The organism is Streptomyces sp. WAC04114 (assembly GCF_019733245.1).
Classification (GTDB): domain Bacteria; phylum Actinomycetota; class Actinomycetes; order Streptomycetales; family Streptomycetaceae; genus Streptomyces; species Streptomyces massasporeus_A.
The window spans coordinates 54917-73569 of the sequence record NZ_JAIGQA010000008.1; the positions used below are offsets into that span (position 1 = coordinate 54917).

Genomic DNA, 18653 nt, shown 5'->3' on the forward strand with positions numbered 1-18653 from the left:
GGGGCCCGATACCGCACAGCCCCCCACCCCCCTCGCAGAATGAGCCGCGCATGAACCAACCGTCCGGCCGCCGCCGCCGACCCCGCGCATCCCGCCGCCGACCCCGCGCATCCCGCCGCACCACGTCCCCGGGGGTCCTGACCCTTGCGGCGCTCCTCGTCGTCGCCTCCCTGGTCGCGGGCTATCTGGCCCTGACCGGCTCGGACACCACCACTCCGACCGCCTCCTCCGGAGCCCGCAAGGGGACCTCCCCGAAGCCGCACCAGGAGCCGCGGTGGGACGGAAAGACGAAGGTCCTGGGGGACGGCTCCACCTCCTACACCGGCCCGCAGAAGGGGCAGTTGAAGCCGGTGCCGCTCAAGCCGGGGCAGAAGCCGCCCCAGTTCGTGGTCTTCTCCTGGGACGGCGCGCTGCAGGGCGACGACGCGCTCTTCTCGCACTACCGGGAACTGGCCGCGCAGTACGACGCCCACATGACCTTCTTCCTCACGGGCATCTACCTGCTGCCCAAGAGCAAGAAGGACCTCTACTCCCCGCCCCAGCACGCCAAGGGCTCGGCGGCGATCAGCTTCGCCACCGACGAGCACATCCGCACCACGGTGGAGGAACTCGGCAAGGCGTGGCAGGGGGGCAACGAGATCGGCACCCACTTCAACGGCCACTTCTGCGGCAAGAAGGGCGGCGGCGACTGGAGCGTCGCGGAGTGGAAGAGCGAGATCGACCAGTTCTACGCGTTCACCGAGAAGTGGAAGACCAACACCGGCTTCCAGGACGTCGACCCGCTGCCGTTCGACATCCGGAAGGAGGTCACCGGCGGCCGCGCGCCCTGCCTGGAGGGCCAGAAGAACCTGCTGAAGGCCGCGAAGGACTACAAGTGGCGCTACGACGCCAGCTCCGCGGGCGACTTCCAGATATGGCCCGTCAAGAAGGACGGCATCTGGGACTTCCCGCTGCAGATGCTCCCGTACGAGGGCGGTAAGTACCAGGGCCTCTCGATGGACTTCAACTTCCTCTACAACCAGTCCGGGGGCGAGACCGAGGGCGACCCGGCGAAATACCCCGAGTGGGAGCAGGAGACCGTCGCCTCCTATATGTCCGGCTTCAACCGCGTGTACTACGGCAGCCGGGCCCCGCTGTTCATCGGCAACCACTTCGAGGACTGGAACGGCGGCATCTACATGCGGGCCGTCGACCAGGTCGTCAAGGACATGTGCACGAAGAAGGACGTCAAGTGCGTGTCCTTCAAGGAACTGGCCGACTGGCTCGACGTGCAGAAGCCCGGGACCCTCCAGCGGCTGCGCGGCCTGGACCCGGCACAGTCGCCCGACTGGTCCACGGTCGTGAAGTGATCAGGTCCGAAAGTAACAGGTGCAACACCCTTCACAGCAGTCGCATATTCCATGCAAAGATCTGCTACCCCGGCAACCGATTGGCCGGGGCAAGAGGGGAAACACCAGTGAAATCACGGAAATTGAGCGGGACGCGACGTCGCGTCACGATAATCGGGGCCGCGGCGACCTCCGTCGTTGCAGGAGTCGCCCTGCTGCCCAACTGGAGCGCCGGCGCGGCGGTCACCGACGACCCGACGGTGGACGCGCGGACCAAGGCCACCTTCCAGCGGCTGGCGGACGCGGTCTTCACCGACCGCACCAACGCCCTCGTCGACGGCGGGCGGGCCGGCGCGGACAAGCCGCTGACCGACGGCTTCTCGGGCGACGTCGCCCTGTCCTCCGGCACGGCCCGCACCGAGGACGCCACCCTGTCCGAACTGGGTCAGCGCAAGGAGAGGCTGGCGAAGGCCGGCGAGACGTACGGCAAGGCCAGCACCACCGTCACCCTGAACGCCACGCGGGTGACGGGCCGTACCGCCAAGGCGGACGTCACCGAGACCACGACCCTGACCTACGCCGGGGCCCGTGGCAACGCGCCGAAGACCACCGGCTTCCAGGCCCGGCACGAGCTGACCTTCAAGGCCGACCGGCAGGGCGACTGGCGGCTGACCGGCATCCGCGACACCGACCAGGGCGGTCTCGCGGTGAACACGCTCTCCAAGCCGGCCCCCGTCAAGGCGACCACCGCCGCCGACAACACCACGCCGAACGCCCCGCGCGCGGCGATCACCCGCAACCCGGCCGCCGCCCCGAAGACCGGCACGACGTACGACTACAAGGCCATGGCGGCCTACGCCGAGAAGTACTGGAACGTCTACAACAAGGACTACCCGGACTTCAGCGGCCGCGGCGCCGGCGGCGACTGCACCAACTTCGTCAGCCAGTCCCTGAAGGCGGGCGGCTGGAAGCACGCGCCCGGCTACGTGTACGACTACACCAAGTGGTTCGGCAACGCCGAGATCCAGTCGCACTCGTTCATCGGCGTCAACGAGTGGTCCTGGTTCGCCCAGAACTCCAAGCGGACCCAGCCGCTCGCCAACGTCTTCCAGCTCGAGGTCGGCGACGTCCTCCAGATGGACTTCGACCGGGACGGGTCCAAGGACCACACGATGATCGTCACGTACAAGAGCGGCGGGGTGCCGTACGTGACCTATCACTCCAACAACACCCTCCGCAGGTCGGTGGCGAGCCTCGTCGCGTCGTACCCGAACGCGTACTACTACGCCTACCGCACCTGAGAACGGGCCGGGGCCGGGCTCAGTGTCCGGCCCCTCGCTCCTCGCGGATCCCCGAGACGACATGGGCCACGGCCCGGCGGACCGCTTCCGTCTCCGTGAGGAAGTGCCAGTAGTCGGGGTGGCGGCCCTCCAGGGTGGCGACGGCGCGGTCCAGGCGGGCCACGGCGTCGTCCAGGGGGCGGGCGTGGCGCGGGTCGGGGGTGTTGCGGCCCGCCATCGCGAGACGCTGGGCGTCGCGGATCGCGAAGCGCGTGCGGTCGATCTCCTGCTGGGGGTCCTTCTGCACCGCGTTCAGCCGGTGCAGGCGGTCGCCGGCGGCCGACACGGCCTCGTCGGTGCTGTTCAGCAGGGCCCGCACGGTCGACAGCAGGGCCGTCGCGTCGGCCCAGCGCTGTTCCGCGCGGGCGGCGCGGGCCTCGGCCAGCCGGGCCTCGGCCTGGCGGACGTTCTCGGCGGCGGCGTCGGGGACGTGCTGCAGGTCCTGCCAGCAGGCCGCGGTGAAGCGGCGGCGCAGTTCGCTCAGGGTCGGCTCGACCTGCTCGGAGCGGGTGGTGAGGGCCTGGGCTCGGGTGCGCAGGGACACGAGACGGTGGTCGATCTCGGCGGCGCGCTCCGGCAGCCGCTCGGCCTCCACGCGGACCGCCTCCGCCTCGCGGCTGACCCGCTCGGCCCGCTCCAGGGTCTGCGGGACGCCGTGCTGTCCGGCGCCCTGGTTCAGCTTGGTGAGCTCCGGGGAGAGGGCGGCCAGCCGGGCGGCGAGGTCGTCCGCCCTCAGACCGGACGCCCGGACGGAGTCGAGGGCGTTGGAGGCGGCGAGCAGGGCCTGGCGGGCGCGCTCGACCGCGGGGGCCAGACGGGCCAGCTGCGTCTCGGCCTTGCCGAGGAGCGGGCCGAGGCCGTCGGTGAACCGGTCGAGCTCCTGCTTGACCCGGCCGAGTTCCTCCTTGGCGGCGGTCAGCTCGCTGCGGGCGCGGGAGGCGGCGGAGGCCTCCAGGTCGTCACGGTCGAGGTCGTGGGCGTCGACGGCTTCGATGTACCGGTGACTGGCCTCGTCGATCCGCCGGCCGAGGGCGTCGAAGTCGGCGACGGCGCGCCGGGCGGCGGGGGAGTCGTCGACGGCGGTGATCGTCTCGATGGAGATGCGCAGGTCGCGCTGGGCGGTGTCCAGCTCGTAGAAGGCCGCGGCGGCGGCGTCCTTGGCGGCCTGGGCCTCGGCCCGCTGGTTCTCGGCCCGGCCGCCGAACCAGCGCCGGGTGCCCCCGCCCGCGAAGGCGGCGGGCAGGGCCAGCGCGGCCAGCAGCGGGAGCCCGACCAGGACGAGCGTGTCGCGCAGCGGGCCGGGGACACGCAGCGGGCCGGGGACGCTGAGTGGGCCGGTGGCGCTGAGTGGGCCGGTGGCGCGGAGTGGGCCTGTGGCGCTGGGGATACGGCGGCGCGCACGATGTGCGCGCGGCACCGACGGCGAGTCCGGCTGTCCTGGTGTCGCCGTCACATCCCTCTCCCGTGCTGTGGTCCGCCCTGCCCGGTGTCATTCTCCCACCGGTTGAAGACGAACACACGGGCCGGTCAGTTCGCTGTTCGGACCGTCACTTTGCCGTCGCCGGTGTGGGCGGACACCACATGGGGGCTGCTCTCGTCGCGGGGCACGGACACGTCGACGCCGCCGTCGCCCGTCTGGGTGGTCACACGGTAGGTGGCCCGGGGCACCGCGATGGTCACGGAGCCGTCGCCGCTGCGGGACTCGACGCGGTCCGGTACGACGCCGAGTTCGAGGCGGACGGAGCCGTCGCCGGTGTGGGTGCGGACGTCGTGGGAGGAGACGTCCGCCCGGATGGAACCGTCGCCGGTGCGCAGCTCCAGGGGGCCGGTGGTGTCGCTGACGCGGACGGAGCCGTCGCCCGTGCGGATGCTGAGGGGGTCCCGGAAGCCGCGGGCGCGGACGCTGCCGTCCCCGTCCTCGACCTTCACGGTGATGCCGCGGGGCACCTCGATGCGGTGCTTGGCCGAGCAGTCGGCGACGACGCCGGAGCACTTCAGGCGCAGCTTCAGACGGTCGCCCCGCATGTCCCAGGTGACCTCGGGTTCATCGCCGACGACGACCGACCCCTTGAACCAGCGGGTGACCCCGACCTTGCCCGCCGGGTTGCCGTCGGCGGCGACGATCTCCAGGGCGGAGTCGTCGGAGTCGACGGTGAGGGTCCGCCCCTGGAGGCCGAAGGACCGGTGCTCGGGATCCTTGTCGTCCCCGGCGGACGCCCCGCAGGCGCTGAGCCCGGCGACGAGCACCACGACGGCACCGGCGAGGGCGACGGTGCGGGCTGTGGCGGTGCGTGTGGTGGCGGTGCGTGTGGTCATGACGATCTCCCCCTGGACGGACGACGGGCGCTCTGGGGCGCTCTACGACCGTATGGATCCGGGGCCCGCCGGGGGATCCGGGCCACTCCCGGATGTGAGGTGGGGCTAACCCCAGGCGCGGGCCCCGCCACGGTCCGCGAAACGGGTTTGCGGGACCGTGCCCCGGGCCATGTAGGCTGTCGACTCGACCTGGGCGCGAGGCCCGGGAGCCGGGTGCGTAGCTCAGGGGTAGAGCGCCTGCCTTACAAGCAGGATGTCGGCGGTTCGAAACCGTCCGCGCCCACAGCGAGTTCTACGGCGGAGGCCCTCCAGGGATGTTCCCGGAGGGCCTCCGCTGTTGCTGCCCGCCGGCCGGAAACAGTGGTTCGCGTCGGCGAGGAGCTTGCGGTCACGGGGTTCCGCCGGTCTCCTCCGGCGGAACCCCGTGCGGGTGCCGCGTGTGCTTCAGCTGCGAGCGGGCCGCCACCCGGTCGGAGCCGGTGAGCTCGGACCAGTAGCGGTGCGTGCTCACGAACACCGCGAGCTCGTGCTCCCGCTGCCGGAGCTTCTCCACCTCGGCCTGTTCGTCGGCGGTCCAGCCGGGGGAGGCGGGGCGCTCCACCTTGCGCCAGCCGTTGTCGTCGCTGAAGCCGTCCAGCGGCTCCACCGACCAGGGCAGCCGCTTCAGCAGGGCCGACAGCTCGGCCCGGACCTGATGGAGTTCCTCCTGACCGGCCAGGAGGTCACTCGGAAAGTCATAGGTCGTAGCCACGCCCCAATGATACGCCTGTTCGAATTTGGCAGGCGAGTTCCTTCCTGTGGTTCAGGCGAACGGGTGTACCTCCGCCACCACCCGGGCCGTCACCGGAGCCGGGATCCCGTGCCGTTCGGCCGCGCGGAGCAACGCGCCGCCGATCGCGTCCAGTTCGAGGGGCCGGCCGGCCTCGGCGTCGCGCTGCATCGAGGACTTCGTCGAGGGCGGGAAGGCGTCGTAGCGGGCGAGGGCCTGGGACGGGTCCGCCGGGCCGCCGCAGGCGCGGCTGATCGCGGCCGTCTCCTCCACCAGGGCGGTCAGCTCGTCACGGTGCCGGGTGCGGACGTCGCCGAGGGGGAGGTCGTAGCGGGTGGTCAGCAGGGCGAAGGGCGCCAGGAACGACATCTTCGCCCACAGGGCCGCCGTCTCGTCCTCCAGGACGCGGGTGGCCGGACCGGCCGCGGCGAGGGCGTCGGCGAGAGCGTCGAGACGGGGCCGGGGCACGTCCGTGCCGGTCAGGTCGATCTCCGCGAAGGGGCTGCCGTGCTCGACGACGCCCGGTGCGACCCGGGTGGACTCGACGCGGATCACGGCGGGGGCCACCCGGTCGGGCCGGTAGCGGGCGCGCAGGGCCGCCGGATGCTCGACGCCGTTCAGGAACGGCACGACGAGCCCGTCGGACAGCACCGGGGCGGGAACCCGCGCCAGGGCGGTGTCCAGGGCGGTGTGCTTCACGGTGACCAGGCACGCGTCGACCGGCTCCCGCAGCTCGGTGTCGGCCTCGACGCGGGCCGTGAAGTCGCCGAAGCGGGCGCTGCGGACCTGGATGCCGTCGGTGCGCAGCGCCTCTGCGGTCTTCTCGCCCGACAGGCAGATCACGCGGTGGCCGGAGCGGGAGAGCAGGGCGGCGAGCAGTCCGCCCACACCGCCGGGGCCCAGGACGGCCACGCTGAGTTCGTTCGCCACGAGGAGTTCCTCTCGTCGGTCGGCCCCGGGATGGTGGCCGCCTCGGAGCGATCATGGCAGGCATCTCTGTCGTACGAGGGCCGGACGGGTGAGACTGGGGACATGTGCCGGAGTATCAAGACGCTGCGTCCGCCCGCGATGCCCGAAGAGGCCACCGAGGCGGACGTGCGCGCAGCCGCCCTGCAGTACGTACGGAAGGTGTCGGGATTCCGCGCCCCCGCCGCTCACAACCAGGAGGTGTTCGACCGCGCCGTGGAGGCCGTCGCGCAGGCCACGGCCGAGTTGCTGGACGGACTGGAGGTCCGGGGGGCCGCGGCACGGAAGGCGAGCTAGGGGGCGCATGCACGGCCCCCCCCCGAGCACTGGCCCCCCGAGCACTGGCCCCGCGGGGCCTTCAGACCGCCAGTTCGGGCTGCGGCTCGGCGCGCGGGGCGGGTACGGGCGCCACGTCCCAGCGCCTCGTGGTCCGCCGGTAGCCGTAGATCACCGAGGCCATCGCCAGCAGCAGGAGGGGGCCGGCTATCCACGGATACGCGGCCATCTCCAGCGGCACGAAGCGGTAGGACGCCAGCAGCACGGCGAAGACGACCGTCCCGTAGCCGATCAGCCGGAGCCCCGCCGGGTCCCAGCCGCGGTCGTACGTGCGCAGTCCCGCCTCGACCGTGTACGCGAACACCACGCCGGCGACGAGGTCCACGCCGTAGTGCCAGCCGAATCCCAGCGTGGCGGCGAGGGTGGCGACCAGCCAGAACGTGCCGGCGTACCGCAGGGCGCGCGGGCCCTTGCGGGAGTGGATGAAGATCGTGGTCGCCCAGGCCGTGTGCAGGCTGGGCATGCAGTTGCGCGGGGTGATCTCGTCGAACGGCATCGCGTACGGGGTGATCACCGGCGGCAGGGTGTCGGGCCACAGGTCGGCCGTCGCCCAGTGCCCGCCCTCGGGGCCGTAGGCGAACATCGGCCCGACGACGGGGTAGATCATGTAGAAGGCCGGTCCGAGCAGGCCGATCAGCAGGAAGGTGCGGACCAGGTGGTGGCGCGGGAAGCGCTGCTCGGCCGCCACGTGGCGCAGCTGGTACAGCGCCACGCAGACCGCGGCCACGGCGAGCTGGGCGTAGACGTAGTCGAGGGCGTGCTCGCCGACCGGGCCGCTCGCCCGCAGGAGCCGGCCCGCCAGCCACGACGGGTTGCCCAGTGCGTGGTCGGCCATGGCGACGTACGGGTCGAGGGTGAGGGGGCGGGTCTTCGACGTGATCAGCAGCCAGGTGTCACCGGTCTTGCGTCCGGTCACCAGCAGCAGGCCCAGTCCTACGCCCTTCAGCATCAGGACGCGTTCCGGCCCGGTGCGCCGGGTCAGGGCGATGACCGCGAGGCCGAGGATCACCCACAGCGCGCCGTTGCCGAACGGGTGGCCCTCGTCGGGGTAGGTGCCCGTCAGCCATCGCACCAGCAGGAAGACGAGGTCGATGCCCATCGCGGTGCCGACGGCGATGAGCCGTTGCCGCCAGGTGAGCACCACCATCGTCAGCGCCAGGCTGGCGTAGAGCAGGAACCCGGACTTGGGGGCGTGGATCACCTCGCGTGCCTGCTCGGTGATCGGTCCCTGGGCGCCGAAGCGGTGCGCGGCGATCTGGAGCGCGACGAGGAACCCGAGAGTGACCACGCCTGCCGCGACCCACAGCAGCGCACGGGGGTGCCGCCTCGCGGTGAGCGCGACTTCTCTCGTCCGGGAGGCTTTCCGCGACTCCGTGGTGGTCATGTCTCAGCCGCTTCCAGGTCTGGGTGGTCGTGGTGGTGAGCCGGAGCCCGGTCTACGACGTCCGCGGCTCGCGCCGCATCAGGAACGCCGCCCCCGCCCCGGCAGCGAACAGGGCCCCCACCGACACCGCCGTCGCCAGCCAGGTCGCGCCCAGCCAGTGGGCGCCGAAGTAGCCGAGGGCCACGCTGTACACGGCCCAGGTGAAGCCGGCCAGGGCCGACCAGGGCAGGAAGTCGCGGGCGCGGCGGTGCGCGGCGCCCGCGCCGAGGGAGACCACGGAGCGGCCGGCGGGAGCGAAACGGGCCAGGACGACGAGGGCGCCGCCGCCCCGGGCGAGGGCCGCGCCGAGCCGTTGCTGGGCGGTGGTCAGCCGCCGGGAGCGGGAGATCGCCCGGTCCAGGCGGGCACCGCCGCGCCAGGCGAGGCGGTAGGCGACCAGGTCGCCCAGGACGGAGGCGGTGGCGGCGCAGAGGGTCAGGGCGAGGATGTCGGGCACGTCGGTCGCCGTGCCCGCTGCCGCCGCCGTGGCCGCCGTGATCACCAGGACGCCGCTGGGCAGCACCGGCAGGAACACGTCGAGCAGCACGGACAAGGCCACCACCGCGTATATCCATGGGCTGCCGATCGGCAGCCACACTTGCTCCAGCACCGCAACTCCCCGTGACTCCCCCGTGGGCCAGACCGTGCCGCGGTGGCGCGGGGAGCGGCAGGGGTGGCCATGACAGCCATAGAGCGTACGCCTGGGGTGTGACGGGCGGTTCACGGGGGGCTCATACGTTCGGTGCGGACTGTTCACCTCGTCGCGGGTCGTCCGGCTGTGTCGGCATATGTGCGAGTTTTGACGCCGGTGCGCCGATCATGGGACGGCGCAGACGAAACGGCGCCTCCCCGAGGGGAAGGCGCCGCTGTGGGTCCGGAGAGGCGGGCGGCTCAGGCGGCCACCGGCGCCTGGTCCGCGGAGCGCTGCTCCTGGGTCGAGGTGCGCTTGGACAGCAGCCGGTCCAGGCCGAACGCGCCGGAGCCGGTGAAGATCAGCAGGAACATGGCCCAGCAGTACATCGCGGCACCCTCGCCGCTGTTCTCGATCGGCCACAGGCCCTGGGGCTGGTGGACCTTGAAGTACGCGTACGCCATCGCCCCGGAGGAGATGAACGCGGCGATGCGGGTGCCGAGGCCCAGCAGTACCAGGATGCCGCCGACGAGTTCGATGACGGCCGCGTACCAGTTCGGCCAGGCGCCGGTCGCGGCGGTGCCGCCCTTGCCGTCCGCGCCGCCGAGGACGCCGAAGAGTGCGACGGCGCCGTGGCAGGCGAACAGCAGGCCGACGACGATCCGGAACAGGCCGAGCGCGTACGGCTGGGCACCGTTGAGGCGAGCGGTCATGTGGGGGGTCTCTCCTTCGGTTGGCCGGCCCCTGGGGAGGCCGGTCGGGGACGGAACCGCGGAGTAGCCCACGTTAGGTGTGCCTAATTGATGCTTGCAAGTTCAACATTTGGCCACTGCTTTGCCTCCCGTTGGGGCTCGATGCCGGGCCCAGCCGCACGTAGAGCGGCTCTCGCCACCGCGTCCGCGTCCGAAAGAGTGACCGAATCCACCCCTGGGCGGGCTCCCGCGGCGGTCACCCAGTGCACGCCTTCTGTCGGCACGCCGAACGCGAACCGCCTTGTGTGTGCAACCTCTTGACGATCCATCAGGCGATAGGGGCGCGCCGTGACGTCCAAACCCCCTGTCTCATAACCGTCCACGACGTGCGGGCGGCACTGCCCGCTCCGCAGCAGACCGGCCAGGAGGTCGTCGGCGGTGTGACGGAGGTCGGGCTCCGGCAGGCGCGCCTCTATGAGGGTTCTCACACGGACCGCCGGTCCCGGCACGTCGGGGGAGTGCGCCGCCCAGCCGCCGTCCTCCTCCGACACCCGCAGCCGCGGCCCCAGCACCCGCACCACCCCCGCCTCCATCAGCGCCACGAGTTCCTCGATGCGGCGGCGCGGCGGGCCGATGGACAGGAACGCGTTCAGCGGCGTGTACCAGCGGTCCAGGTGATCGCGGCGGGAGGCACCGGAGAGGCCGCCGTGGTCGACGATCAGCCGGAGTTCGTTGCGCAGGTCGCGCAGCACGTCCAGGGCCGCCTTCAGCGGGCCGTGCACATTACCCAGGGCGGCCTGGGCGGCGTCCTCGCGCAGATGCGCCAGCAGCCACTCGCGCCACTCGCCGCGATGCGCGAAGTCCCGTCCCGCGTACGGGCGGGAGACCCGCTCCCAGCACCAGCGCTCGGCGGCCGGTACCCCGAACTCCTCCAGCAGCGACGCCTCCAGGGGATCGCCGTGCGGGACGGCGAGGAAGCGATCGGTGAACTCCCGCTCCCTCTGCGGCCCTTGTGTCCGCTCCCGCCCCGCGCGGGACGCGGCCCGCCGGATCAGCGCGCCGTAGTACACCGTCTCCACCTCCTTCGCCACCAACGGCCATATCTCCGTGAGGAAATCGGGCGCCTCCCCGGAGTCCGCACGCTTGCGGAACCCGGCGATCACCTCCGGGGTGAGGACGAGCGGGACGTGCCGGCCGTAGGGACCCTTCGCGTTGTCGCCGCGCGCCCGGTACGGCACACCGCGCCGCGAACCGGCGAAGAGCCGCGGCTCACGGCCGGAGGGGAGGTAGCGCAGCCCCTCGGCGTCCCGGAGGAAACGGCCGCCCCGGCCGGTCGTCAGCAGGGCCGTGTGGTCGAAGAAGTTGAGGCCGAGGCCGCGCAGCAGGACGGGTTCGTCCGGGGCTATCGCGGACAGGTCGACATCGGCCGGGTTCGCGGGTGGGACGTGCCGAAGGCCGTGCCGCGCGGCGTGGGCCGCCGGCCGCAGCAGGTCCGGGCCCGCGGTCCTCGGCAGGTGCCCCTGGGCCAGCACCACCGCGGACAGGCCCGTCAGGGTGCGGCCGTCGTCGAGGGTGAGGGCCTGGCGGTCGCCGGGGGCGTCGTCGAGCCGGATCGCGCGTGCCCGGTGCGTCTCGACCCGGACGGCCGGCGGCGCCTGCCGTGCGACCTCGGCGAACACCCACTCCAGATAGCGGCCGTAGTCGGCCCGGGTCGGATACTCGTCCGGGCCCAGCCTGCCGCCCGCCCACTCGTGCAGGCTCGGACCGGGGCGGATCGGGCCCGAGCAGTCCACGCTGTCGTCGGTGAACAGGGTCACCTGGCAGGCCACGGTGTTCATCAGCAGCTCGGGTGACTGGGAGGTGCGCCAGACGCGGCCGGGACCGGGCGGGTCCGGGTCTACGACGTGCACGGTCAACCGGGCGCCGGGCGCCAGGAGTTCGGGGGCGGAGGCGCACAGGCGTTCCAGGACGCTGGTGCCGCGCGGTCCGGCCCCGACCAGGGCGACGGAGACGTACGCGGGTCTCGCGGCCGGTCCGGGCCCCTCGGGCGGTACGGATTCCTCGGTTTCCACGGGCGGCGCAGACAAGGGTGGGACTCCCGGGCGTGTGGGGCGCGTGTGGGCGGTCCGCCGGGTTGGAAGCGGACGGTCCGCCTCATCATGCCGTCGCCGGGAGCGGTAACCGAGTCTCGTGGGGAAGGATTGACGCTCGCTGTGGGATGCCTCACTGGCCTTACGGGGCATCACCGGTCACAGCGCGACAAACGGGCGGAACAGGGGGTCAGGGGGCGAGTTCGGAGTCCAGCAGTGTCGTCAGGCGGGGGCCCGTTCCCTCGCGGGTCTTGGCGTGCTCCAGCCGCAGCCGGGCCGAACGGCCGCGCAGGGTCAGGGTCATCAGCTGGTTGCCGAACCAGGGGCCGCCGGTCTTGCGCCAGTCGACCGGCGGGCTCGGAAGACGGCCGTGCCGGGCCAGGCCGCGGCCGATGCCCCGGGCCATCGCGCTCCAGCCGATGCGGAAGGCCAGCCGCATCGACAGCGGCACCGAGTTGTGGACGGGGGAGCAGACGAGCTGCACGACCCGGGCGTCCGGGCTCCGGCCGGGCCACGAGGGCTCGGCGATGTAGGCGTGGTGCACGTCCCCGGACAGCACGCACACCGTCGCCGGCGCGTCCCGCCCCGAGCCCGCCTCGGCGATCAGGTCCGCCAGCCGTGCGAAGGACTCGGGGAACGCCGACCAGTGCTCCAGGTCGGCGGCGCGGCGCACCTTCTCCCCGAACCGCGCCCAGCGCTCGCCCCGTTCCCCGCCGCACAGTGCCGCGTTCCACCCCTCGGCGTCGTGCACCAGGTGCGGCAGCAGCCAGGGCAGCGAGGTGCCGATCAGGAGGTGGTCGTAGGTCTCGGGTCCGTCCAGCACCTGCTCGCGCAGCCACGCCTCCTCGCCCGGGTCGAGCATCGCTCGCTCGTCCTCGGCGAGGACCCGGGCGGCCCTGCTGTCCACCATCACCAGGCGTACGCGCCCGAAGTCGCGCCGGTAGCTCCAGCGGGCCGTGGTCGCGTCGGCGTCGGCCCGGGCGGCGAAGGCGCGCAGCACGTCGGTGCCGTCGGAGACCTTGCACACCTCCTCGTAGACCGGGTCGGCCGCGAGCTCCTCCAGGGACAGGTTGCCCAGGTGCTGGTGGACCCAGTACGACATCAGGCCGCTCAGCAGCCGCTCCTGCCACCAGCCGGTGGAGCGCATGTCGGCGAGCCAGGCGGCGGAGGTGTTCCAGTCATCGATCACGTCGTGGTCGTCGAAGATCATGAAACTGGGCACGGTGGACAGCAGCCAGCGGATGCGCGGGTCGAGCCACGACTCGTAGTAGAGGTGCGTGTATTCCTCGTAGTCCGCGACCCCGGGGCCCGGCCCCTCCTTGATGTCGCGGCGGGCCGCCAGCCAGCGCTGGGTGGAGTCGGAGGTCTCGTCGGCGTACACCTGGTCGCCGAGCAGCAGCAGGACGTGCGGCCGCTCGCCGTCGGGGTCGGCGGCGAGGCGGGTGGCGAGGGCGTCCAGGGCGTCCGGGCCGACGGGGTCGTCGCCGCCCGCCGGCGGGGAGGCCCAGCGGCAGGAGCCGAAGGCGACGTCGAGGTCGCCCTCCGGACCCGGCGCGTGGATCGCCGAGGGCGGGAAGGGGGAGTCGGGCAGCGGCCACACGCGCGTGTCGTCGAGGAGCACCTCGTAGGTCGTGGTCGTACCGGCCGTCAGGCCCGTCACCGGGACCAGCGCGTAGTGGTGGCCCTCGATCTGGAAGCTGCGGGCCGTGCCGCCGGCGCCGTCGGCGCAGCGCACCTCGGCGGTGCACGGACGGCTCGTCTCGACCCACACGGTCGCGGACGAGCCGTCGGTGTACCTCAGCAGCGGTCCGAGGCGCAGTTCGCTCATGTCGTTCCCCTCTCCGTCGCCCCGTACGGTACGCAGCGACGGAGGCCGGCGGGGAGGTCCCGGCACGAATCAGCGTGTCAGCAGCTCGCGAGGTAGTTCGTCAGCGCGGACTTCTCGGCCGAGTCGACCGAGAGGCCGTAGTAGTACTTCACCTGCACCCAGGCGCGGACGTAGGTGCAGCGGTACGCCGTCCGGGAGGGCATCCAGGTGGCGGGGTCCTGGTCGCCCTTGGCCTGGTTGACGTTGTCGGTGACCGCGATGAGCTGCGGGCGGGTGAGGTCGTTGGCGAACGACTGGCGGCGGGAGGTGGTCCAGGAGCCGGCGCCGGAGTCCCAGGCCTCGGCCAGCGGGACGAGGTGGTCGATGTCGACGTCGGAGGCGGCGGACCAGGTGGCGCCGTCGTAGGGGGAGTACCAGCTGCCGCTGGTGGCGGCGCAGGAGGAGTCCTGCTGGACGTTGGTGCCGTCGCGCTTGAGGACGACCTCACGGGTGTTGCAGGTGCCGGACTGGGTGATCCAGTGCGGGAAGAGGTCGCGGTTGTAGCCGGTGCGGTCCTCGGTCGTGACGGTGAGCGAGGCGAGATAGGTGCGGGCGGTGGCGCCGCTTACCGGGGTGGGGAGGGCGGCGGAGGCCGTGGGGGCGTTGAAGAGGGCCACGGAGGATATGAGCGCGGTGGCCGCCGCGGCCAAGCTCAGCCGTCGACGCGCGTAGAACCTGGGCATGCGAACTCCCTGGGGAGGTGGGGGTGTTGGCTTGCGAGCAGGGGAATGCTCGCGGTGCCGTGTTGCGCACAGGTGTGCGCCCGGTGAGAAGTTAGTGACGCGGTCATGACATGACAAGGTTCGAGGCGGAACTTTTCCCTTCGAGGGCGTCCCGTACGATGGACGGCGCAGAAGGGGAGTAGCTCTTCGCCGGACCGTCGACATACTGCTCAGCCCGCCTGAGCCGGCGCCCGGAGGCGGTCCTTTCCCAGGACCCGCCAGCGAGACCTTCGGCAAAGCAGTGCAGACCCGTGCCCCCCCCGGCGCGGGTCCCGAGTGCGCTGCCGTGCCGAGGTGTCGTGTGTGAAGGTCCAGCACTCTCGGTGGGGCAGCCCCGACCGATTGAGGAACCCTTGATCAGCCTGACCGTGACGGCCGTCGTCTTCGGCGTCGTCTTCCTCGCGGAACTGCCGGACAAGACCGCCCTGGCCGGCCTCGTCCTCGGCACCCGCTACCGCGCCTCCTACGTCTTCGCCGGTGTCGCCGCCGCCTTCGCGCTGCACGTCACGCTCGCCGTCGCGGCGGGCAGTGTGCTGACGCTGCTGCCGCAGCAGATCGTGCAGGCCCTCACGGGCGTGCTGTTCCTGGGTGGGGCCGCGGTGCTGCTGCTGAAGAAGGGCGAGGAGGAGGAAGAGGTCCGCAAGCCGGAGAACCAGTCCTTCTGGAAGGTCTCCGGCGCCGGATTCATGCTCATCCTGGTCGCCGAGTTCGGTGATCTGACCCAGATCATGACCGCGAATCTGGCCGCCCGCTACGACGACCCGCTCTCCGTCGGCCTGGGCGCGGTGCTGGCGCTGTGGACCGTGGCGGGACTCGGCATCGTCGGCGGCAAGACGCTGATGAGGAAGGTGCCGCTGCGGCTGATCACACAGATCGCGGCGCTGGTCATGCTGGCGCTCGGGTTGTGGAGCCTGTGGGAGGCGGTGACCGGCTGAGCCGGGCGGGCTGAACAGTGGGTGAACGTCCGCGGGGGCCCCTGGCGCGAAGGCCGCCTTGTTTTGTACCGTGGGGGAACAAAGTGGCCTCCGCTCGTTTTCCCTGACCGGCGGGCGGGGCCGCCTTGTCCCCCCGGGGCGTGCCGGTCGCGATCCGTCGTCCGCCCCCTCCCGCGCTGGAACGCGCCCCGAGCCTTGGAGCTGCCGATGACGGCCACCGCCGTGCTCACCGCCCGCGCCCTCCTGCTGGACATGGACGGCACCCTCGTCAACTCGGACGCCTCGGTCGAACGCGTCTGGCGGCGCTGGGCCGAGCGCCACGGGCTCGACGGGGACGAGGTCATGAAGGTCGTCCACGGCCGGCAGGGCTACGCCTCCATGGCGCTGCTGCTGCCCGAGCGACCCATGGAGCAGAACCACGCCGACAACGCCCGGATGCTCGCCGAGGAGACGGCCGACACCGACGGTGTCGTCGCGATCCCGGGGGCGCCGGAGTTCCTGGCCTCGCTGGCCGGGCTGCCGCACGCGCTGGTGACCTCCGCCGATGTGCCGCTCTCGACGGCGCGGATGGCGGCGGCCGGCCTGGACCTTCCCGAGGTACGGGTGACGGCGGAGTCCGTCGGGGCGAGCAAGCCCGACCCGGAGGGCTTCCTCAAGGGCGCCGCCGAGCTGGGGATCGCCCCCGAGGACTGTGTGGTCTTCGAGGACTCCGGAGCCGGGATAGCGGCGGGGCGCGCCGCCGGGATGACGGTCGTCGGGATCGGGCCCCGGGCCGCGATCCACGAGCCGGACGTGGTGGTGGATGACCTGACGAAGGTGCGGGTGGAGGCTGTGGGCGACGGGACGATCCGACTCCACATCGGGTGAACCCGGGCCGCCCGGCTGGGCCGCCCGGCCTCGGGCGGCGAGGTCCCGGCCGTCTCGGGGCGGCGCTGGTGTGCCCGTCGCGTCGGTGGTGAGGGCGTGGGCCTCGCCTGGGCGGCGAGGGCGTGTGCCTCATCAGGTCGGCGAGCGCCCGCCTCACCTGGCCGGCGAAGGTGGCCGCCTCACCCGGGCTGCCCAGGCCTCCGCCTCACTCGCGCGGCGATGATGCGCGCGCACTCCAAGGACTCGGTGTGGGTCGTGTCCACCTCCACGTCGTAGGTCATGCCCTCGTGCACGACCCGGGCCTGTGACGCCGCCATGCCTCCGACACGGTCTCCCCGGGCGATCTCCCGCCCCGCGGCGACCGCGCTGTCGCAGTGGACGCCCACCCACAGCACGGTGAGGCCGGACAGGGCCTTCTCCCAGCGCCGGCGGGACGCCGGGCCGCCGAGGAAGACGTCGTCGACGATGATCCCGGCGCCCGCGCGGGCCATGGCGGCGATGCCCTCGGTCCAGGCCGCGTCCAGGGCCCGGAACTCCCCGCCCACGCTCACGCCGCCGTCCGCCGCGAACGTGATTCCGCCCTCCGAGCCCTGCAGCCTCGCCGGCAGCGCGTCGACGAACGAGTCGACGCCGAAGGCCAGCCACGGATCGGGCAGGACCTGTTGCAGGCACCGCACGATCCCGGACTTGCCCGAGCTCGAACCGCCGTTGAGAACGATCACCTGAGTAGTCACGGCGTCACGGTAGGGCGCCCGGGCCGGTCATGGCTCGCGGGTTTCCGACTCCAGCTTCTCCCGGGTCTCCCGGTCGTAGACGCCGAGTTCGTCGCTCTGGACGCCGCGTGACCACTGGTAGGTGCGGACCGCGTCCGCCAGGCGGTCGTCGAACGTGCCGTCGGCGTCGTCGGTGTAGAGGACCAACTGGCGCAGGCGGAGCTGGAGTTCGGTGACCTCCGGGCCGCGGTCGCCGAGGCGCAGGACGGTCGGGCCGCCCTTCTGGCGGCCGTCGTCCGGGGGCGCCTGCTCAGGGCCGGTCGCCGAGCCGGACGGCTGCGGAGCCGACGGCGAGGGCGACTGCGACGCGCTCGCCGAGGCGCTCGGCGCGGACGGCGACGGCGAGGCGGACGGGCTCCCGCTGCGGGACGGCGACGGCGGCGGTGCGGCCGGGGCCGAAGGAGCGGCCGAGGCGCTGCCCCGCGGGGGTGTGGACGCCCCGCTGCTCGACGGGGCGTCCGGCACGCTCGCGCGGATGTCGTCCGGCAGGGCGGTGTCCCGGGACGGACTCTCGTAGGAGAACAGCCCGCTCGCGTACCCGGCCGCCGCCACGACGGCCACGCAGGCACCGGCCGCGGCGACGAGGAGGTTCCGGCGCCGTCGCCCGGGCGTCCGCCCGCCGGGCCCGCCCGCTTCCGCGGCTCCGCGATCCGCCCCCGCCGTGCCGTCGAACATGCGCAGGTCGGTGACGCTCGGCTCGGTCGCGGCGGGTGCCAGAGGCGTCGGAAGCGCCGAGGCGGCGGAGGCCGCCGGCAGTACCGCGGTCGCGTCCGGTTCGACGGGACGCAGGGGCATGGTGGCGTCGGCGGGGGAGGTCGGCCGGGCGGCACCGCCCGGGTGGGGGGCCTCGGCGTGCGGGAGGCTGTCGGCACGGTCCGCGGCAGCCGCCGGGCCCGGTGTGCCCTCGGCCGCGGGCTCTCCCGGGCCTTGGGCCGCCGCCGATGCCTCCGCAGAACCGTTTCCGGTCGGCTGGGGGCCGGCTCCGTGCGGGGGTGTGGCGCTGTGGCCCGTTGCGGCCGGCGTCTGTGTGCGCTCGGTCGTCTGTCCCGGGCCCTGGGTCCGTGACGCCTCCGCGGAACCGTTTCCCGGCGGCCGCGGGGCGTCTCCGTACGGAAGTGCGGCGCTGTCGTCCGCTGCGGCTCGGCCGGGTGCGTCCTCGGCCGCAGGCCCGGGGCTCTGGGCGGGTGACGGTCCCGCCAGACCGGTTCCGGGCCGAAGGGCGGTGTCGTCCAGGGCATCCGGGGTGGGCTCGGCCGAGTCGTTCGAAGGTGCCGTGCCCCCGCCCGGACCGCCGGAGGCCCCGGCGTCGATCTCCACGTACGGGCGGATCCGCAGCGGGTCGAAGTCCTCCGCTGCCGCCGCCTCGGCCGTGCGGGCGTCGCGGAGGGCCTCGGCGGCACGGTGCGTGCAGGCGCAGGTGGGGGTGTTGTCCCGCTGTCTGGGCGCGCCGCACTCCGGGCACGGGTGGCCGTTGGGCGGTTCCATGCGTTCCTCCCTCCCCTCGCGAACTCCAGAGATTATCCAGATCTTCTCCACAGCGCGGTCGAGGAGCCCCCGGAACGACGGCTTCCAAAAGGGCCCGGCGGGCCATAACCGGC

17 protein-coding genes and 1 tRNA gene are annotated in these 18653 nt (G+C 72.7%); 6 read left to right on the forward strand and 12 right to left on the reverse strand.

The window, feature by feature from the left end; all coding sequences use genetic code 11:
- Positions 1-50: 50 nt before the first annotated feature.
- Together K4G64_RS04540 and K4G64_RS04545 are read left to right on the forward strand one after the other, a co-directional pair.
- Entirely contained in the window at positions 51-1349 is a 1299-nt protein-coding gene (locus tag K4G64_RS04540) for a hypothetical protein (protein ID WP_221754703.1), read from the forward strand.
- A 122-nt stretch (positions 1350-1471) separates the two neighbouring features.
- Positions 1472-2629, forward strand: coding sequence for an amidase domain-containing protein (locus K4G64_RS04545; protein WP_260460005.1), 1158 nt, complete (start codon positions 1472-1474; stop codon positions 2627-2629).
- A 19-nt stretch (positions 2630-2648) separates the two neighbouring features.
- Here K4G64_RS04545 and K4G64_RS04550 read toward each other — a convergent pair whose 3' ends face one another.
- Both K4G64_RS04550 and K4G64_RS04555 read right to left on the reverse strand, forming a co-directional pair.
- Positions 2649-4121 (reverse strand): hypothetical protein, encoded by a 1473-nt coding sequence (locus K4G64_RS04550; protein WP_221754705.1) that lies wholly within the window; start codon positions 4119-4121, stop codon positions 2649-2651.
- 74 nt (positions 4122-4195) lie between these two features.
- The gene (locus K4G64_RS04555) at positions 4196-4984 is read right to left on the reverse strand and encodes a DUF4097 family beta strand repeat-containing protein (protein ID WP_221754706.1); all 789 of its coding nucleotides are present in this window, start codon (positions 4982-4984) and stop codon (positions 4196-4198) included.
- A gap of 211 nt (positions 4985-5195) precedes the next feature.
- Between K4G64_RS04555 and K4G64_RS04560 the strand changes: the two genes are divergently transcribed.
- Positions 5196-5267 (forward strand) — tRNA-Val (locus K4G64_RS04560).
- Between the two features lie 105 nt (positions 5268-5372).
- Here K4G64_RS04560 and K4G64_RS04565 read toward each other — a convergent pair.
- Positions 5373-5735, reverse strand: coding sequence for a hypothetical protein (locus tag K4G64_RS04565; RefSeq protein ID WP_221754707.1), 363 nt, complete (start codon positions 5733-5735; stop codon positions 5373-5375).
- Between the two features lie 51 nt (positions 5736-5786).
- Complete coding sequence (locus K4G64_RS04570) at positions 5787-6683, reverse strand: ketopantoate reductase family protein (RefSeq protein ID WP_221754708.1); 897 nt, start codon at positions 6681-6683, stop codon at positions 5787-5789.
- A gap of 102 nt (positions 6684-6785) precedes the next feature.
- On the opposite strand from K4G64_RS04570, the gene K4G64_RS04575 reads away from it, so the two are divergent.
- Positions 6786-7016, forward strand: coding sequence for a DUF2277 domain-containing protein (locus K4G64_RS04575; RefSeq protein ID WP_221754709.1), 231 nt, complete (start codon positions 6786-6788; stop codon positions 7014-7016).
- A 61-nt stretch (positions 7017-7077) separates the two neighbouring features.
- Here the strand turns inward: K4G64_RS04575 and K4G64_RS04580 are convergent, their stop codons facing one another.
- The 6 genes from K4G64_RS04580 to K4G64_RS04605 form a co-directional block, all read right to left on the reverse strand.
- Positions 7078-8439 carry a phosphatase PAP2 family protein gene (locus tag K4G64_RS04580; RefSeq protein WP_221754710.1) on the reverse strand — a complete coding sequence of 454 codons (1362 nt, stop codon included), beginning with the start codon at positions 8437-8439 and terminating at the stop codon, positions 7078-7080.
- A gap of 52 nt (positions 8440-8491) precedes the next feature.
- Positions 8492-9088, reverse strand: coding sequence for a DedA family protein (locus tag K4G64_RS04585; RefSeq protein WP_221754711.1), 597 nt, complete (start codon positions 9086-9088; stop codon positions 8492-8494).
- A 281-nt stretch (positions 9089-9369) separates the two neighbouring features.
- Entirely contained in the window at positions 9370-9822 is a 453-nt protein-coding gene (locus K4G64_RS04590) for a DoxX family protein (protein WP_221754712.1), read from the reverse strand.
- Between the two features lie 83 nt (positions 9823-9905).
- On the reverse strand, positions 9906-11873 hold the full coding sequence (locus K4G64_RS04595; protein ID WP_221754713.1) for an FAD/NAD(P)-binding domain-containing protein: 1968 nt from the start codon (positions 11871-11873) through the stop codon (positions 9906-9908).
- A 208-nt stretch (positions 11874-12081) separates the two neighbouring features.
- Positions 12082-13719: an alkaline phosphatase D family protein gene (locus tag K4G64_RS04600; protein WP_221754714.1), complete on the reverse strand. Its 1638-nt coding sequence runs from the start codon at positions 13717-13719 to the stop codon at positions 12082-12084.
- A gap of 77 nt (positions 13720-13796) precedes the next feature.
- On the reverse strand, positions 13797-14441 hold the full coding sequence (locus K4G64_RS04605; protein ID WP_221754715.1) for an HNH endonuclease family protein: 645 nt from the start codon (positions 14439-14441) through the stop codon (positions 13797-13799).
- Between the two features lie 392 nt (positions 14442-14833).
- Between K4G64_RS04605 and K4G64_RS04610 the strand changes: the two genes are divergently transcribed.
- Together K4G64_RS04610 and K4G64_RS04615 are read left to right on the forward strand one after the other, a co-directional pair.
- Positions 14834-15415, forward strand: a complete 582-nt coding sequence (locus K4G64_RS04610; protein ID WP_221754716.1) for a TMEM165/GDT1 family protein — start codon at positions 14834-14836, stop codon at positions 15413-15415.
- Positions 15416-15622: 207 nt separating this feature from the next.
- The gene (locus K4G64_RS04615) at positions 15623-16282 is read left to right on the forward strand and encodes an HAD-IA family hydrolase (protein WP_221754717.1); all 660 of its coding nucleotides are present in this window, start codon (positions 15623-15625) and stop codon (positions 16280-16282) included.
- A gap of 179 nt (positions 16283-16461) precedes the next feature.
- Here the strand turns inward: K4G64_RS04615 and cpt are convergent, their stop codons facing one another.
- Together cpt and K4G64_RS39820 are read right to left on the reverse strand one after the other, a co-directional pair.
- On the reverse strand, positions 16462-17016 hold the full coding sequence (gene cpt, locus K4G64_RS04620) for a chloramphenicol phosphotransferase CPT (protein ID WP_221754718.1): 555 nt from the start codon (positions 17014-17016) through the stop codon (positions 16462-16464).
- A 27-nt stretch (positions 17017-17043) separates the two neighbouring features.
- A complete protein-coding gene (locus K4G64_RS39820; RefSeq protein WP_260460006.1) occupies positions 17044-18540 on the reverse strand; it encodes a peptidoglycan-binding protein in 1497 nt (498 codons plus the stop codon).
- Between the last annotated feature and the right edge of the window lie 113 nt (positions 18541-18653).

What these genes read in the sequence shown, in the direction of transcription:
- K4G64_RS04575 (WP_221754709.1), top strand. Translation starts at nt 6,786, where the DNA reads ATGTGCCGGAGTATCAAGACGCTGCGTCCGCCCGCGATGCCCGAAGAG.
- K4G64_RS04540 (WP_221754703.1), top strand. Translation starts at nt 51, where the DNA reads ATGAACCAACCGTCCGGCCGCCGCCGCCGACCCCGCGCATCCCGCCGC.
- K4G64_RS04580 (WP_221754710.1), bottom strand. Translation starts at nt 8,439, where the DNA reads ATGACCACCACGGAGTCGCGGAAAGCCTCCCGGACGAGAGAAGTCGCG.
- K4G64_RS04605 (WP_221754715.1), bottom strand. Translation starts at nt 14,441, where the DNA reads ATGCCCAGGTTCTACGCGCGTCGACGGCTGAGCTTGGCCGCGGCGGCC.
- K4G64_RS04555 (WP_221754706.1), bottom strand. Translation starts at nt 4,984, where the DNA reads ATGACCACACGCACCGCCACCACACGCACCGCCACAGCCCGCACCGTC.
- K4G64_RS04615 (WP_221754717.1), top strand. Translation starts at nt 15,623, where the DNA reads ATGACGGCCACCGCCGTGCTCACCGCCCGCGCCCTCCTGCTGGACATG.
- K4G64_RS39820 (WP_260460006.1), bottom strand. Translation starts at nt 18,540, where the DNA reads ATGGAACCGCCCAACGGCCACCCGTGCCCGGAGTGCGGCGCGCCCAGA.
- K4G64_RS04600 (WP_221754714.1), bottom strand. Translation starts at nt 13,719, where the DNA reads ATGAGCGAACTGCGCCTCGGACCGCTGCTGAGGTACACCGACGGCTCG.
- K4G64_RS04590 (WP_221754712.1), bottom strand. Translation starts at nt 9,822, where the DNA reads ATGACCGCTCGCCTCAACGGTGCCCAGCCGTACGCGCTCGGCCTGTTC.